We start from the raw sequence: 14,972 nt of genomic DNA on the forward strand, positions 1-14,972 counted from the left end.
CGCGATCGCGTTCGGTTCCGGCGGGGTGGTCGAGAAGCAGGAGCGGCGCAGGCTCCCACGCGGCTGCGCGACGGTGATACGAGGACGGTGCCGACCAGACATCGGGGCCACGACTGCTGAGAGGAGTCCGCCGATGGAGACGATCGCGCTGCACACCAGGCTGGAGCCGGGGCGTGAGCAGGACTATGACGACGTGCACCGGGTGATCCCCGCGCAGCTGGACGCGGCGCTGCGCGCGGCGGGAGTCCGTTCCTGGCGGATCTGGCGGGACGGTCGGGAGCTGTTCCACCTGGTCGAATGCGAGGACTACCAGGCGATGCGCGCGGCGCTGCGCGACGACCCCGCCAATGTCGAATGGCAGCGGCGACTCGCCCCGCTGCTCGCCGTGCCGGACGACTACTCCGGCGGCGACAACGGCATCTCGATGGTCTGGCAGCTGCCGTGAGCGGCCCCGGAGGCCGCGCCGACTCGGCAGGCCGAACGGATCGTGCCGTCCTCGGACGTGGGGACGTCCGCGTCGGACCGCTGGGCCTGGGCTGCGCGGCGCTGGGAAACCTGTTCGCCGCACTGCCGGACGATCAGGCCTCGGCGACGGTCGACGCCGCCTGGGAAGCCGGCATCCGCACCTTCGACACCGCGCCGCATTACGGACTCGGTCTGTCGGAACGCAGGCTTGGCGCCGCCCTCCGGGATCGTCCTCGAGACGAGTACGTGCTCTCGACGAAGGTGGGGAGGCTGCTGGACCCCGCGCCTGCGGGCGCCGAGGCCTCCCGCGATCAGGAGGGCTTCGACGTCCCGGCCACCCACCGTCGCCGCTGGGACTTCAGCGCCGAGGGCGTCCGGCGGTCCCTGGCGGACTCCTTGGACCGGCTGGGCCTGGACCGGATCGACGTCGTCCTGCTGCACGACCCCGACGACCACCTGGACTGGGCGGTGCGGGAGGCGTATCCGGCTCTGCGTGACCTGCGCGCCGCAGGACTGGTCGGCGCGATCGGCGCGGGGATGAACAGCGCCTCGGCGTTGACCGGTCTGGTCGAGGAGTGCGATCTGGACGTCGTCCTGGTGGCAGGCCGATACACGGTCCTGGAGCAGGGCGCGCTCGACCGCCTGCTGCCCGCCTGCGTCCGACGAGGCACCTCGGTGCTGGTGGGCGGGGTGTTCAACTCCGGGTTGCTGGCCGCCGATCGACCCGGCCCGGACGCGACCTACGACTACGCGACCGCGCCGACGGAGCTGATCGAACGCGCCCGGCGGATCGCCGACGTCTGCGAACGACACGGCGCGCGGCTGCCGCAGGCGGCACTGCGACTGCCGCTGGCGCACCCGGCCGTGGCAGGCGTGCTGGTGGGAGCGCGATCGCCCGACGAGATCGTGCACGACGTCGCGCTGGCCGCCGAGCCGGTGCCCACCGGCTGCTGGGCGGAGTTGAAGGCGGCCGGTTTGCTACGCGCCGACGTCCCCGTACCCGAGGAGTGAGCCGGTGACCATCGAATCCATCGTCGACGCCCATCACCATCTCTGGGACCCGACGCGCCGCGCGTACCCGTGGATGGCGGGGGAGGCGTTCTCTCCGATCCGGCGGCGGTACGGACGGGCCGAGCTGGCAGGGGCGCTCGCGAACACGGCGGTGACGGCGACGGTGCTCGTGCAGACCGTGAGCGACCGCGCCGAGACGGTGGAGTTCCTCGCCGAGGCGGCGCGCAGCGAGGGACTCGTCGTCGGGGTCGTGGGCTGGCTCGACCTCACGGCCGACTCCGTCGCCGAGGATCTCGCTGCGCTGCGGTCGCGACCCGGCGGCGCCGGGCTGGTGGGCATCCGCCATCAGGTGGAGAACGAACCGGACCCGGACTGGCTGTCCAGACCCGACGTCCGTCGCGGACTGCGCGCGGTGGCCGAGGCCGGGCTGGCCTACGACCTCCTCGTGCGCCCCGATCAGCTCGGCGCCGCCACCGAGGTGGTTCGGGCCGTCCCCGAGCTGCGGTTCGTGTTGGACCACGGCGGCAAGCCGCCCATCAGGGAGAGCGGCAAGCCGCCCATCAGGGAGAGCGGCAAGCCGCCCATCAGGGAGAGCGGCAAGCCGCCCATCGGGGAGAGCGGCAAGCCGCCCACCGGGCACAGCGGCAAGCCGGCCACCGGGCACAGCGGCAGAGCGCCCATGGGAGAGAGCGGCAGATCGCCCATGGGGAACAGCGGCGGTCCGCCCGTCGAGAAGAGCGGTGAGCCGCCGGTCGAGGGGAGTGACAGGCCGTGGTCTGGTTCGGGTGGACCGCCGCCCGGGGACGGGTCTGTCGGTCATTCGCGCCACGACGGGTCGACGGCCGGGGCGGTCGGCGGGTGGGCGCCGTCCTCGGGCGCGGCCCGGTGGTCGTCGGCGGTGGGGGCTCTCGCCGAGGCCGAGAACGTGGTGTGCAAGCTGTCCGGCCTGATCACCGAGGCCTCGTGGTCGGACTGGACGGTCGACGACATCCGGCCGTACGCCGATCGGCTGCTGTCGACCTTCGGCCCGCGGCGACTCCTCTACGGCAGTGACTGGCCGGTCTGCGAGCTGGCAGGCACCTATGGGGAGGTGCTGACCTTGGCGGATCGGCTCACCGACGCGCTGTCCGTCGCCGAGCGGCGCCGTGTGCTGTCGACCAACGCCCGAGAGTGGTACCGGCTTCGGGGATGAGCTGCCTGCTCATACCTGACCGACCGGCTCGGCACCGACCTGACGATGCCCGCCCGACTCGTCGATAATCCCTCCGAAGCCGAAGCCGAAGCCGAAGCCGAAGCCGAAGCCGAAGCCGAAGCCGAAGCCGAAGCCCAAGCCCAAGCCCAAGCCCAAGCCCAAGCCCAAGCCCAAGCCCAAGCCCAAGCCCAAGCCCAAGCCCAAGCCCAAGCCCAAGCCCAAGCCCAAGCCCAAGCCCAAGCCGTCCACGGTCTACGGTCGTTCTCCGGGGCGTCGTCGATGCGGCGGGCCCGCTCCGGGGCCTGGCGCACGCCCACGGTCCGGCCACCGGACCCGATGACGCCCACACCGGAGCCGAACGCCGTGCCTGCCGGGACGGGGACGACGTGCGGGATCACGCCGGGTCGTCGTGCGACCGATCGTCGTGTTCTCGGGAGTCCTCGAGGGCGGCCTCCTCGGTTCTACGAAGTCCGGACGTCGTTTCCGGCCGCACGACGACGGCGTCGCTCAGGCGGCGGAAGCCCAGTGCGTGGTGAAGGCGGCGGCCTCCCCGGTGAGCCAGGCATCGAGCCGCTGCCGATTCCGATTGGTCACCTTGAACAGTCGGGCCCGACGCACGTCGATCACCAGGGGAGCGCCGCCGGGTAACAGCTCGTCCATGCACTGCTCCATGAGTCGGAGCGGAGCGTAGGAGCCTTCTCGGGTCAGTTCGGCCTCCTTGAAGTGCAGGAAGACCGACCAGAGCCGGTTGTCGTCGTCCAGCAGCCCGAGGTGCGGGCTGATCCGGACGTCCAGACTGCCGGAGGACCAGCGGGCACGGCCGACGTCGACGAGACGCGGCTGCCACTCCGCCATGAGCTGGAGCCATCCTCGTGCGATGGCCTCGTAGTGCGGGCGCTGCAGCGCGTGGGCCTGTTGCACCATGGACGTCATGGCGACCTCGTCGCGGCAGGCGGCCCGGCCCGCGCGGATCGCGTCGGCGGGACGACGGTAGAAGTTGTAGGCGGCCGGCTCCGGGTTCTCGTACCTCCGGCGCTGTTGGTGGATCGTGGTGATGCGGGCGGCTCCGCCGCTGGCGGCGTAGCTCACGAACGTGGGTAGCGTGATCGACGGCATCGAGGCCTCCGCAGGTCTGGCGCGACGTGTGACCGGTACCGAAACCCCAGGTCAGCAGGCCTGGTATGTCTCTGATTCTAGTCGGGAACCCCGACAATGGCCGCGATGTCACTCGAACGCACGTTCGAATCACTCGATGGGCGGGCCAGGGTGGAGCGCCGTTGTCGCTGGGTCACCGCCGCAGGTCCGTCGGGCGGTCGTGGCCGCGCTCTGTCGTATGGAGACTCCGGGCGTCGCGGTCCTTCGTCGCCGGCCGAGTCGACCCGCGTGCCTGCCTCGTCGACCCGCCCGCCGCCCGCCGGAACGAGCCGCGCCGCACCGGCCACAGCCCACCGCCGTCGAATCAGGCCGTCCGGCCCATGAGTCCCCTCGGACGGGCGGCCGCCGCCGATGACCGGATCGGTCCGGTTTCGTGCCGGTCGATGCCTACCCTCGTCCCCGGCGACCGGCCAGGATCGTCCCATGACCAAGGCACTCGTCGTCATCGACGTCCAGGAGTCCTTCCGACAGCGGGAGAACTGGCGGGCCGTCTCCGATCCGGATCTCGTCGACAAGATCATCACGCTGGTCGACCACGCGAGGTCGGAAGGCCACCTCGTCGTGTGGGTGCTGCACATCGAGCCCGGCACCGGCACCGTCTTCGATCCCGAACTGGGTCACGTCCGGCTGTTGTCCGGGCTGACGCCCGCCGAGGGCGAGCCGCTGCTGAGGAAGACGGCACACAACGCCTTCACCACCACGAACCTGCACCAGCTGCTCACCTCGGCGGGCGTCCGGGAGCTGACAGTCTGTGGCATGCGCACCGAACAGTGTTGTGAGACGACGGCCCGGCTCGCCGCGGATCTCGGTTTCGCGGTGACCTTCGTCGTCGACGCCACCGCCACCACACCCATCGAGCACCCCGACGCACCGGCGGGCCGCGATCTCGCCGCGATCCTCGCCGATCCTCGGACGCTGTCCACCGACGACGTCATCGAGCGCACCGTCTACGCACTGTCCGGACGCTTCGCCGCGGTGCGCACGGTGGCCGACGTGGTGTCGTCGAATCCGACCCCGAGGTGACCGGACCGTGACCAGGGTCGTCTTCCTCCTCGCGCCGGGTGTGCACCTGCTCGACCTCGCAGGTCCGTCGCAGGTGTTCCTCACGGCAGCCGATCTCGGACTCGGCTACACGCAGCACCATGTCGCCGAACAGCCGTCGGTGCCGACCGCACAGGGGATCGTGCTCCAGCCGTCGACGACCTGGCCGACTCAGACCAGGGACGACGTGATCATGGTCCCGGGGTGGCGGGCGCCGTCGCTGCGTGACACCGATCCCTTCACCGTCGAATCGCTGGACCGACTCGTCGCGCATCACGCGGCGGGCGGGACGGTGGCGAGCGTGTGCACGGGTGCGGACGCCCTCGGCCGGGCGGGCCTGCTCGACGGGCGGCGCTGCACCACGCATCACGACGTGCAGGAGGAGCTGGCCCTTCGACACCCGAGGGCCACCGTGGTCCGCGACGTCCTCTACGTCGTCGACGGCCGTGTGATCACCTCGGCGGGTGTCGCCAGCGGCATCGACCTGGCTCTGCACCTGGTCGCCTCGGCACACGGCCCGGCGCAGGCGGCGCGGGTGGCCAGGGCGATGGTGGTCTATGCCCGGCGTGACGGCGGCGATCCGCAGGCCAGCGTGCTGCTGCGTCATCGGGACCATCTCGACGACGTCGTGCACCGGGCGCAGGACCTGATCGACTCCCGGTTCACCGAGGCGCTGCGACTGGCCGATCTCGTCGCGGCCGTCGGCGTCGCGGAGCGGACGCTGACCCGGCATTTCCGCCGGGCGACCGGGCTGACCCCGTTGCGGTACCAGCAGCTGCTCAGGCTGGAACGGGCCGAGTACCTCCTCGGACAGGGCGCCACCGCGGAGTCGGCGGCCAGGGTGGTGGGGTTCGAGGACGCCCGGATGCTGCGCAGGCTGCGCGCCCGAGCCTGACCGCCCGGCAGACGTCATCGTCCGGCCAGGGGCAGATCCGGCCAGGGTCAGGTCAGGTCCGGCTCCGGCCACGCCGACCTCGTGGACGAGGCCGAGTGCGACATCCGTCGGTGCCTCGACGCGGGCGCGGACTCCATGCGGCCGGACCTCGCCGAGGGAGGGCTCTCGCTGAGACTCGACCCGTCGGGCGGGGCGCTGCGCGACTTCGTGGCGCTCACGACACGGTGCTCGACCGGTTCGCTCCGAGAGGCGGGCCGGGGTCGGTGTGCACGCCGACCCCGGCGGCGATCAGGACTCCACGCACAGCCTCGAGGTCGACTACGCCGAGCTGCTGCCGCGGCTGTTCTCGGTGCGTGCGGGCCGCTTCCCGCTCCAGCCGGCGAGTGAGCCGGATCCGGACCGACCAGGTCGGCGCCGAGCAGGGTCAGGCCCGGCGCAGCGACGCCAGGTCCGACATCAGCAGACCGCCCAGCCTGCGCCGCAGTCGGACGAGGGCCTCGCCGGAGGTGCCCCGGGGCACCGTCTCGACGAGCATGATCAGGTACAGGTAACCGCGATACAGGGCCTGCCGCAGGCGGGTGTCCTCGTCGAAGACGACGAGGCCGCCCGCGTCGCGGTAGGCCGTGAGGAACTCCTCGTCCTGCTCGATGTCCTCGAACAAGGCCAGGGAGACGAGATCTGCCGCCGGATCGCCCCAGAAGGCCCGCTCGCCGTCGATCACTCCGCCGATCACCGGTGCGGCGTCCGGGCCGTCGAGGAGGATGTTGCCCGCCCACAGGTCGAAATGGACCAGGACGGGTGTCGTGACGGCGTCCAGCAGCCCGTCTGTCGCGGCTTGTGGGCTGTCCGGGTCGTCGCCGAGGACACCGCGGACGACGGCGCGGATCTCCGAGACAGGCAGCGGCAGCGGCGCGTCGAAGCGCTCCGCGTCGGCCAGGACCGCCTCGATCATCGTGTGGAAGGCGGCCCGCCAGGTCGTCGCGGTCGGGCCGAGAGAACGAGCGGGGTAGCCGAACCGATCCCCCGTGACGCGGTGCAGCCCGGCCACCACCTCGGCGAGGCGGCGGCGGGTGCGACTCCGGGTGGATTCGGACAGCATCGCCGTCCGCTCCGACCACGGGCTGCCGGGCAGCTCCGTCGTCAGCAGGACGTCCGCGCCGATCCGCGGGTGGTCGAACGCGGTGTGCAGCACCACGGGCACCGGGGCATTCCGGGCGCCCGTCAAGCGGAAGTACAGGGCCTCGGTGCGCAGGATGTGCTTCTCGTAGCGCATGGCGGGCAGCGTGGGGTCCGGGGAGACCTTGACGACCACACGACTCTCGTCGGCCAGCCGTAATCGGTGGACGGAGTTGTACAGCCCGCCGGTCAGTCGCCGACGTTCTCGCACGGTGGTCTCCAGACCCGCGTCGCCGAGCAGCACGCTCAACTCCTCGTCCGTCAACCGACCGGCCTGCGCTGCCTGCATTCGGGTCTCCTCCGGACCGGGCCGCGAGCCCGATGGACGGCTTGGACTCCGCGAGATCGTAATCGCATTCCGGCCGCCGAGGAGGTACGGCGATGACGTTCGACTCCGCCGCGGGGCCCGGCCCACCACGTCGGCACGCTCGACCACGGTGGAACGATCGATCGTCGTGCGGGCGACGGGACGCGAGGAGCGGTGACTCGGGGTCCAGCGGACCGCCCGGAGGCGGTCTGCTCCGGCGGCCGCGCGGCGGGCCTGCCGCGGTGGTCGGGCGGCCCGCCGGGGCGGCGTCGCGTGGGCTTACTGCCCGTCGACTCCGGTGATCGTGAGCACGGCGGTGCCCGCCTCGTCGGACTCGTCGAGGTCGATCTCCGCGCTGATCCCCCAGTCGTGGTCGCCCGCCGGATCGTCGAAGATCTGCCGCACCCGCCAGGTACGGCCGTCCTCCTCGATGATGAGCAGCCGAGGGCCGCGCGCATCCGGGCCGGTGCCGATCGAGTCGTGCTCGTCGAAGTACGGCTCGACGGCCTCCGACCAGGCCTCGGCGTCCCAACCCGACTCGCCGTCGAGTTCGCCGAGGAGGTCGTAGCGCCGCAGCGCCGCCAGCTCGACCCGACGGAACAGCGCGTTGCGCACCAACACCCGGAAGGCCCGGACGTTCGTGGTGACGCCGTGCGGCCGATCCCCGACCGTGACCTCGGCACGCACCGGTTGACTCGGGTCGGTGAGCTGCTCCCATTCGTCGAGCAGACTGGAGTCGACCTGCCGGACCAGCTCGCCGAGCCACTCGATCAGGTCGTTCAGCTCCTCGGTCTTCGCCTCCTCCGGCACCGTCTGCCGGACGGCCTTGTAGGCGTCGGCCAGATAGCGCAGCACAAGCCCCTCCGACCGTGCGAGGCTGTAGAAGCTGACGTACTCGCTGAAGGTCATCGCCCGCTCGTACATGTCCCTGGCCACGGTCTTGGGCGCGATCTCGTGGTCGAGGACCCACGGGTGCCCCCGTCGGTACATGTCGAACGCGGCGCCGAGCAGTTCGGCCAGCGGCTGCGGGTAGGTGACGGAGTCGAGCAGCTCCATCCGCTCGTCGTACTCGATGCCGTCGGCCTTCATCTGCTGTACGGCCTCACCCCGCGCCTTGAAGAGCTGCGCCGAGAGCACCTGTCGCGGGTTGTCCAGCGTGGATTCGATGATCGAGAGGACGTCGAGGGCGTAGGTCGGCGACTCGCGGTCCAACAGGTCGATCGCGGCCAGCGCGAACGGCGACAGCGGCTGGTTCAGCGCGAAGTCCAGCTGGAGATCGTCGGTCACCCGGACGATCCGCCCCGCCTCGTCCGGCTCGGGCAGCCGCTCGACGACGCCCGCGGCCAGCAGCGCCCGGTAGACGGCGATCGCCCGCCGGATCAGCCGCAGCTGCGACCTCCTGGACTCGTGGTTGTCCTCCAGTAGCCTGCGCATCGCCTGGAAGGCGTCGCCCGGCCTGCTGATCACGTTCAGGAGCATCGCGTGGTTGACGGTGAAGCTGGAGGTCAACGGCTCGGGATCGGCGGCGACGAGCCGGTCGAAGGTCGACTCGCCGTAGTTGACGAAGCCCTCCGGCGGCTTGGTGCGCACGACGCGACGACGCTTCTTCGGGTCGTCGCCCGCCTTCTTCAGGCGACGTTCGTTCTCCACCACGTGGTCGGGGGCCTGCACGATGACGGTGCCCAGGGTGTCGTACCCGGCTCGGCCCGCCCGCCCCGCGATCTGATGGAACTCCCTGGCCTTGAGGTGGCGGGTGCGGACGCCGTCGTACTTGCTCAGCGTGGTGAACAGCACGGTGCGGATCGGCACGTTGATGCCGACGCCCAGCGTGTCGGTGCCGCAGATGACCTTCAGCAGACCTGCCTGCGCGAGCCGTTCCACGAGGCGCCGGTACTTGGGCAGCATGCCCGCGTGGTGCACGCCGATCCCGTGGCGGACCAGCCGCGAGAGCACCTTCCCGAAGCCCGCGGTGAAGCGGAAGCCGCCGATCAGCTCGGCGATGGAGTCCTTCTCCGCTCGGGTGCTCACGTTGATGCTCATCAGGGACTGGGCGCGTTCCACCGCCGCCGCCTGGGTGAAGTGCACGATGTACACCGGCGCCTGGTGGGTCTGCAGCAGGTCCTCGATCGTCTCGTGCAGCGGGGTGACGACGTAAGAGTGGATCAGCGGGACCGGGCGTTCCACGGACTGCACCACCGCGGTGTCCAGACCGGTGCGACGGGTGAGGTCCTCCTTGAAGCGGGTGACGTCGCCCAGCGTCGCCGACATCAGGATGAACTGTGCCCTGGTCAGTTCCAGCAGCGGAACCTGCCAGGCCCATCCACGGTCGGGCTCGGAGTAGAAGTGGAACTCGTCCATGATGACCTGACCGACGTCGGCCTCGGCGCCGTCGCGCAGCGCGATGTTCGCCAGGATCTCCGCCGTGCAGCAGATGATCGGTGCGGTCTCGTTGACGCTGGCGTCGCCGGTCAGCATGCCGACGTTGGCGGCGCCGAAGGTCTCGCACAGCGCGAAGAACTTCTCGGAGACGAGCGCCTTCAGCGGCGCGGTGTAGAAGCTGCGCCTGCCACGAGCGAGCGCGGTGAAGTGCGCACCGACGGCGACCAGGCTCTTCCCGGATCCGGTCGGCGTGCTGAGGATGACGTGCGAGCCGGTGACGACCTCGATCAGCGCCTCCTGCTGCGCGGGATAGAGGGCGAGGCCCTGCTCGTCGGCCCACTCGGAGAAGGCCTCGAAGAGCACGTCGGGTTCGGGGTTCGGGGGAATCCGGTCGGTGAGCGTCATGGTGCGTCGATGGTGCCTGTTGTGCTTCCGCCCGCGCACCTCGGGTGGCATGTCCGGGTCGCCGCGGCGCGACCGGCAGCGGGCGAGCGGGTGTGCGCGGCGGCCGCACCGACGTCGTGCGGGTCGGTGTCCTCGACGGAGGGGGTCGACCGCGGCGCGGACATGACGGACGCCAGGGCACGGCGCGCGGCGGCCGGCCTGCGGTGATGTGCTCGGTCCGCGGTTTCCTGTCACGCCGTCCCGCGCGCGAGTCGGGCCGAGCCGATCGCGATCGTGGGCGAGTCGTGCCGGTCCAGCCTCTCGCGCGGGCCGGGCGTCGACGACGACGGCCCGCCCTTCCGCTCTCCGTGAACACGGGAGCGGAAGGGCGGGCCGCCGAGTCGCGATGGCGGGACGCCGTCAGGCGATGATGCGGATCGGGTCCTCGAGCAGCGCGGTGAGCTGTTGGAGGAAGACGGCCCCCACGGCGCCGTCGACGGCGCGGTGATCGGCCGAGAGGGTGATCCGCATGATCTTGCGGACCTCGACCTTGTTCTTGCCCTCCGCACGCAGCCGCAGCTCGTCGCGTACCGCGCCGACCGCGAGGATCGCGGCCTCCGGCGGGTTGATCACGGCCGCGAACTCCTCGATGCCGAACATGCCGAGGTTGGAGATCGTGAAGGTGCCGCCGGTCATCTCGTCGGTCTTGAGCCTGCCCTCCCTGGCGCGGCCCGCCTTCTCCCTGGCCTCGCTCGCCAGCTCGGACACGCTCTTGCGGTCGGCGTCCCGCAGCACCGGCACCACGAGGCCCGACTCGATGGCCACCGCGATGCCCAGGTGGATCCTCTTGTGCTGGAGGATCTTGTCGCCCGCGAAGGAGACGTTCACCGTCGGGTTGGCGCGCAGCGCCGTGGCGACGGCCTTGACCAGCAGGTCGTTGATGCTGACCTTGGGGCCGCCCGCCGCCTGCACCTTGGCGGTGAGGTCGGCGCGGAAGCCGAGCAGCTCGGTCACGTCCACCGCGCTGGTGAGGTAGAAGTGCGGCGCCTGCTGCTTGCTCTCCGTCAGCCGCTTGGCCGCCACCCGCCGGATGCCGCTCAGCGGGATCTCCTCGACGTCCTCGGTGTCGGCGGCGATCCCGGTCCGCGGCGCGGACGGGGCGGCGGTCTCCGTCGGTTCCGCCTGCTGTGCGGGCGCGGCGGCGTCGGCGGACTGCTTGGCGGCGACGGCCGCGTCCACGTCGGCCCGGACGATACGGCCGCGCGGTCCGCTGCCCGCCACCGTGTCCAGGTCGATGCCCGCCTCTCTGGCGATCTTCCTGGCCAGCGGGGAGGACCTCGGACGGGAGCCCGCCGGGGTGGGGGCCTGGTCGACCCGCGGTGCGGCGGAGGAGACGTCGGCGGGGGCCTCGGTCTGGTCGGTGCTCTCGGCTGCCGCGGCACTCTCCGCCGCCCCGGTGCCCTCCGGGGCTGTGGTGCTCGGCGCGGCGGGGGCGGCCGAGGCGGAGCCCGAGCCGTCGCCGAGCAGCCCGATCGTCGCTCCGATCGGCACCAGCTCGCCCGCGGGCACCAGGATCTTCTCCAGCACGCCGTCGTCGTAGGCCTCCAGCTCCATGACGGCCTTGTCGGTCTCGATCTCGGCGACGACGTCGCCTCGGCTGATCGTGTCTCCCTCCTGTTTCACCCAGGCGGAGATCACACCCTCCTCCATGGTGTCGGAGAGCCGTGGCATCTGAATCTCAGTCATGTTCTTCCTCGGCGAAGGCTGGCGATCAGCGGCGGCGGCCGACCGCGTCCAGTGTCTCGTGGACGGCGGTGGTCAGGGACTCGGCGGAGGGCAGCGCGGCCCGTTCCAGCGGCTTGGCGTAGGGCAGCGGCACCTCGGCGGCGGCGACGCGACGCACGGGCGCGTCCAGGTAGTCGAAGGCACCGTCGGAGATGGTCGCGGCGATCTCCGCGCCGATGCCGTATGTCAGCCAGTCGTCCTCGGCCACCACGGCACAGCCGGTCTTGCGGACCGACTCCACGATCGTCTCGCGGTCCAGCGGTCGCAGGCTGCGCAGATCGACCACCTCGGCGGAGACGCCCTGCTCGGCGAGCTGTTCGGCGACCTGCGCGGCCACCACGGCCATCCGGGAGTACCCGATGATCGTGATGTCGGTGCCCTCCCTGGTCACCGCGGCCTTGCCGATCTCGGCGGGCTCGATCTCGTCGGGCACCTCGCCCTTGGTGTTGTAGAGGGCGAGGTTCTCCAGGAACAGCACCGGGTCGTCGTCGCGGATCGCCGCCTTCATCAGGGCACGCGCGTCGGCCGGGGTGCTCGGGGCGACGACCTTGAGACCGGGCACGAAGGCGTAGTACAGCTCGATGTTCTGCGAGTGCGTCGCGCCGAGCTGCTGACCGCCGCCGCCGGGCATCCGGATGACCATCGGAACGCTGTTCTGGCCGCCGAACATGCCGTAGATCTTGGCGGCGTGGTTGACGATCTGGTCCAGGGCGATCAACGAGAAGTTGATGGTCATCAGCTCGACGACGGGCCGGAGACCCAGCATCGCCGCGCCGATGGCCGCGCCGACGAAGCCCTCCTCGGCGATGGGGGTGTCGCGGACCCTCTTCTCGCCGAACTCGGCCAGCAGACCGGCCGTGATCTTGTACGAGCCTTCGAAGACGCCGATCTCCTCGCCGATGAGGAACACGTCCTCATCGCGAAGCATCTCCGCGCGCAGCGTGTCGCGCAGCGCCTGACGGTAGGTGATGACGGCCAAGGGATTTCTCCTGGGATGTCCTCGTGACCGGCCCCGCCGGGTGAGGCGGGCCGGTCATCGATGCCGGTGGTGGGGAGCCGCTCGCGGTCAGAACAGCGGATCGGCGGGCAGGCGGCGGTCCTCGCCCGCCACCGGAGTGGCGTAGGTGTAGTCGAACAGCGTCGAGACGTCGGGGTGCGGGCTCTCGTCGGCGAACGCCACCGCGGCATCGGCCTCGGCCTGCGCCTGCCGGTCGATCTCCTCGGCGCCCGCCTCGTCGAGCAGACCCGCCTCGATCAACTGGGCGCGGAACCGCACCACCGGGTCGGCCGACCGAGCCGCCTCGACGGACTCCTCGCTGCGGTACTTCGCCGGGTCCACCACCGAGTGGCCCTTGAGTCGATGGCTGACCGCCTCCAGCAGGGCGGGCGCGCCGGTCTCCCTGGCCCGCTCCACGAGCCGGCTCGCCGCCTCGCGCACCGCGATGACGTCGTTGCCGTCCACCCGCTCGCCGTGCATCCGGTAGGCCGACGCACGCTTGTACAGCTCCGGCTCGGCGGAGGACTTCTCCACGGTCGTGCCCATGCCGAGGTAGTTGTTGATGACCACGAACACCACCGGCAGGTTCCACAGCGCCGCGATGTTCAGCGACTCGTGGAAGGCACCGATGTTGGTGGTCCCGTCGCCCATCTGGCACATGACGACCTCGTCGCCGCCCCGGTAGTCGACGGCCAGGGCCGCACCGGTGGCCAGGGGGAGCTGACCGCCGACGATGCCGTAGCCGCCGAGCAGCCGCGACTCGACGTCGAACATGTGCATCGACCCGCCCCAGCCCTTGGACGTGCCCGTCGTGCGGCCGTACAGCTCGGCCATCACCCGGCCCGCGTCGATGCCCTTGCCCAACGCGTAGCCGTGCTCACGGTAGTTCGTGAAGAGGTAGTCGGTCGGCCGCAGCGCCGTCATGAGGCCGACGACGGTGGCCTCCTCGCCCAGGTTGAGGTGGCAGTAGCCGCCGATCTTGGCCTGGGTGTAGCCCTGCGCCGCGCGCTCCTCGAAGCGGCGGATCAGCGTCATCTGACGCAGATAGTCGCGCAGCACCTCGGGGGACTCGCCCGCGAACGGCTCGGCGGGCTCGGCGGCCTCCGAGGCCTCCTTGCCTCGGGCGCGGCTGCCGCGAGCCTTGGCGCGCGTGGCCGACCCCCGGCGGGTGGTCGTCTCTGCCATCACTGATCTCCTCTCAAGAGGTCGGGCGGGGCCGCTTCCGCGGTCATCCCCGCCCGCACTCCGCGAGCGACTGTCGTCCGCGCGTGACGACCCCTCGCCACGCGCTGCGCTGACTGAGGGCCTAGGTCCGTCGTCGCTGCTCGCCGCCTGCCCTGGCGGTCCGACGGCGGGCGCGGACCCGGAGCGGACCGCTCCGTCGCGCGGCCGTCATGGCGACGGTCGGACCCCTGCACCTCGATGTGCTCCTTCGTACTGCCCTTGCCGCGTCCGGGCAGCATGACGCCCGGCGGGTCTCACGGAGAGTGTCGTGACCGAGACCACGTTCGCGCCATGCCTGGCCGCCCAGACCTGAGGGCTCCGAACTGGGCGGTGCGCCCAATCGGGTGATGCCCTGCGGTGGCGGCCGAGACGGATCGTCACGGCTGGGGGAGTGACAGCCCGCCATGCGCCGTCGAAGCCGTGCCCGGGAGCCACGCCAGGCACGCTTCGGGCGCCGACGGCGGGTCCTCGGCGGGACGGAGGCGGGCAGGCGCCGAACCGTCGAGACCGCCGAGGGCCGGTGGGCTCCCCGCGACCCTCGACCGACTACGGCTGTGCAGCCGTGTCCGTCCGGGCCGCGGTGATCTGGGCGCTGAGGCTGTCCCGCACGTCGTGCAAGCGGTGCAGCCGGGCCCGCACGGCGTCCAGCCGCCGTTCGTACACGCCCACCGCCTCGTCGCACGGCGGCGAGCCCACCAGGTCCACGGTCAGGCAGGCCCCGAAGCCCCGGACGTCCTCCGAACGCAACCCGATGTCCAGCAGATACCGCACGTTGCGGACGCGGATCACGGCGTCGGCGTCGTAATCGCGGTAGCCGTTCTCCTGACGCTCCGAGGACAGCAGGCCCTGCTGCTCGTAGTAGCGCAGGGCTCGGGCCGTGGTCCCGGTCCGCCTGGCCAGTTCGCCGATGCGCATCGCCGATTCCTCCGTCCGTGTCGTGTGGTGTGCCGCGCCGGGTCCC

13 protein-coding genes and 1 pseudogene are annotated in these 14,972 nt (G+C 71.3%); 6 read left to right on the plus strand and 8 right to left on the minus strand.

Translation table 11 applies throughout. From position 1 onward, the window contains the following. The first annotated feature begins 133 nt into the window (after window positions 1–133). The 4 genes and pseudogenes from AHOG_RS11225 (at window position 134) to AHOG_RS11240 (ending at window position 2,668) form a co-directional block, all read left to right on the plus strand. Window positions 134–445 (plus strand): L-rhamnose mutarotase, encoded by a 312-nt coding sequence (locus AHOG_RS11225; protein ID WP_093941315.1) that lies wholly within the window; start codon window positions 134–136, stop codon window positions 443–445. Window positions 446–525: 80 nt separating this feature from the next. Further along, window positions 526–1,476, plus strand: coding sequence for an aldo/keto reductase (locus AHOG_RS11230; protein WP_245856963.1), 951 nt, complete (start codon window positions 526–528; stop codon window positions 1,474–1,476). A 19-nt stretch (window positions 1,477–1,495) separates the two neighbouring features. Further along, window positions 1,496–2,014: pseudogene (locus AHOG_RS11235) on the plus strand (amidohydrolase family protein); the annotation flags it as partial. 165 nt (window positions 2,015–2,179) lie between these two features. Next, window positions 2,180–2,668 carry an amidohydrolase family protein gene (locus AHOG_RS11240; protein ID WP_245856965.1) on the plus strand — a complete coding sequence of 163 codons (489 nt, stop codon included), beginning with the start codon at window positions 2,180–2,182 and terminating at the stop codon, window positions 2,666–2,668. Window positions 2,669–2,677: 9 nt separating this feature from the next. On the opposite strand, the gene AHOG_RS29315 is transcribed toward AHOG_RS11240, so the two are convergent. Next, window positions 2,678–2,917, minus strand: a complete 240-nt coding sequence (locus AHOG_RS29315) for a hypothetical protein (protein ID WP_211290577.1) — start codon at window positions 2,915–2,917, stop codon at window positions 2,678–2,680. A gap of 258 nt (window positions 2,918–3,175) precedes the next feature. Next, complete coding sequence (locus AHOG_RS11250; protein ID WP_093941317.1) at window positions 3,176–3,784, minus strand: hypothetical protein; 609 nt, start codon at window positions 3,782–3,784, stop codon at window positions 3,176–3,178. A gap of 462 nt (window positions 3,785–4,246) precedes the next feature. Here AHOG_RS11250 and AHOG_RS11255 point away from each other — a divergent pair, with 462 nt between their 5' ends. Beyond that, window positions 4,247–4,846: an isochorismatase family protein gene (locus AHOG_RS11255; protein ID WP_093941318.1), complete on the plus strand. Its 600-nt coding sequence runs from the start codon at window positions 4,247–4,249 to the stop codon at window positions 4,844–4,846. A 7-nt stretch (window positions 4,847–4,853) separates the two neighbouring features. Further along, complete coding sequence (locus AHOG_RS11260; protein ID WP_093941319.1) at window positions 4,854–5,759, plus strand: GlxA family transcriptional regulator; 906 nt, start codon at window positions 4,854–4,856, stop codon at window positions 5,757–5,759. Between the two features lie 424 nt (window positions 5,760–6,183). On the opposite strand, the gene AHOG_RS11265 is transcribed toward AHOG_RS11260, so the two are convergent. The 6 genes from AHOG_RS11265 to AHOG_RS11295 all read right to left on the minus strand — a co-directional run bounded on the left by AHOG_RS11265 (window position 6,184) and on the right by AHOG_RS11295 (window position 14,926). Beyond that, window positions 6,184–7,224: a phosphotransferase family protein gene (locus tag AHOG_RS11265; protein WP_093941320.1), complete on the minus strand. Its 1,041-nt coding sequence runs from the start codon at window positions 7,222–7,224 to the stop codon at window positions 6,184–6,186. A 297-nt stretch (window positions 7,225–7,521) separates the two neighbouring features. After that, the gene (locus tag AHOG_RS11270) at window positions 7,522–10,026 is read right to left on the minus strand and encodes a DEAD/DEAH box helicase (RefSeq protein WP_093941321.1); all 2,505 of its coding nucleotides are present in this window, start codon (window positions 10,024–10,026) and stop codon (window positions 7,522–7,524) included. A 399-nt stretch (window positions 10,027–10,425) separates the two neighbouring features. Further along, window positions 10,426–11,751: a pyruvate dehydrogenase complex dihydrolipoamide acetyltransferase gene (locus AHOG_RS11280; RefSeq protein ID WP_184450844.1), complete on the minus strand. Its 1,326-nt coding sequence runs from the start codon at window positions 11,749–11,751 to the stop codon at window positions 10,426–10,428. A 25-nt stretch (window positions 11,752–11,776) separates the two neighbouring features. After that, window positions 11,777–12,769: an alpha-ketoacid dehydrogenase subunit beta gene (locus AHOG_RS11285; RefSeq protein WP_093941323.1), complete on the minus strand. Its 993-nt coding sequence runs from the start codon at window positions 12,767–12,769 to the stop codon at window positions 11,777–11,779. An 87-nt stretch (window positions 12,770–12,856) separates the two neighbouring features. Further along, on the minus strand, window positions 12,857–13,972 hold the full coding sequence (gene pdhA / locus AHOG_RS11290) for a pyruvate dehydrogenase (acetyl-transferring) E1 component subunit alpha (RefSeq protein WP_093941324.1): 1,116 nt from the start codon (window positions 13,970–13,972) through the stop codon (window positions 12,857–12,859). 585 nt (window positions 13,973–14,557) lie between these two features. Further along, window positions 14,558–14,926 (minus strand): MerR family transcriptional regulator, encoded by a 369-nt coding sequence (locus AHOG_RS11295; protein WP_093941325.1) that lies wholly within the window; start codon window positions 14,924–14,926, stop codon window positions 14,558–14,560. Between the last annotated feature and the right edge of the window lie 46 nt (window positions 14,927–14,972).

This window comes from Actinoalloteichus hoggarensis, from assembly GCF_002234535.1.
Lineage (GTDB): Bacteria > Actinomycetota > Actinomycetes > Mycobacteriales > Pseudonocardiaceae > Actinoalloteichus_A > Actinoalloteichus_A hoggarensis.

What these genes read in the sequence shown, in the direction of transcription:
- AHOG_RS11225 (WP_093941315.1), top strand. Translation starts at nt 134, where the DNA reads ATGGAGACGATCGCGCTGCACACCAGGCTGGAGCCGGGGCGTGAGCAG.
- AHOG_RS11240 (WP_245856965.1), top strand. Translation starts at nt 2,180, where the DNA reads ATGGGGAACAGCGGCGGTCCGCCCGTCGAGAAGAGCGGTGAGCCGCCG.
- AHOG_RS11250 (WP_093941317.1), bottom strand. Translation starts at nt 3,784, where the DNA reads ATGCCGTCGATCACGCTACCCACGTTCGTGAGCTACGCCGCCAGCGGC.
- AHOG_RS11255 (WP_093941318.1), top strand. Translation starts at nt 4,247, where the DNA reads ATGACCAAGGCACTCGTCGTCATCGACGTCCAGGAGTCCTTCCGACAG.
- AHOG_RS11265 (WP_093941320.1), bottom strand. Translation starts at nt 7,224, where the DNA reads ATGCAGGCAGCGCAGGCCGGTCGGTTGACGGACGAGGAGTTGAGCGTG.
- AHOG_RS11270 (WP_093941321.1), bottom strand. Translation starts at nt 10,026, where the DNA reads ATGACGCTCACCGACCGGATTCCCCCGAACCCCGAACCCGACGTGCTC.
- AHOG_RS11280 (WP_184450844.1), bottom strand. Translation starts at nt 11,751, where the DNA reads ATGACTGAGATTCAGATGCCACGGCTCTCCGACACCATGGAGGAGGGT.
- pdhA (WP_093941324.1), bottom strand. Translation starts at nt 13,972, where the DNA reads ATGGCAGAGACGACCACCCGCCGGGGGTCGGCCACGCGCGCCAAGGCT.
- AHOG_RS11295 (WP_093941325.1), bottom strand. Translation starts at nt 14,926, where the DNA reads ATGCGCATCGGCGAACTGGCCAGGCGGACCGGGACCACGGCCCGAGCC.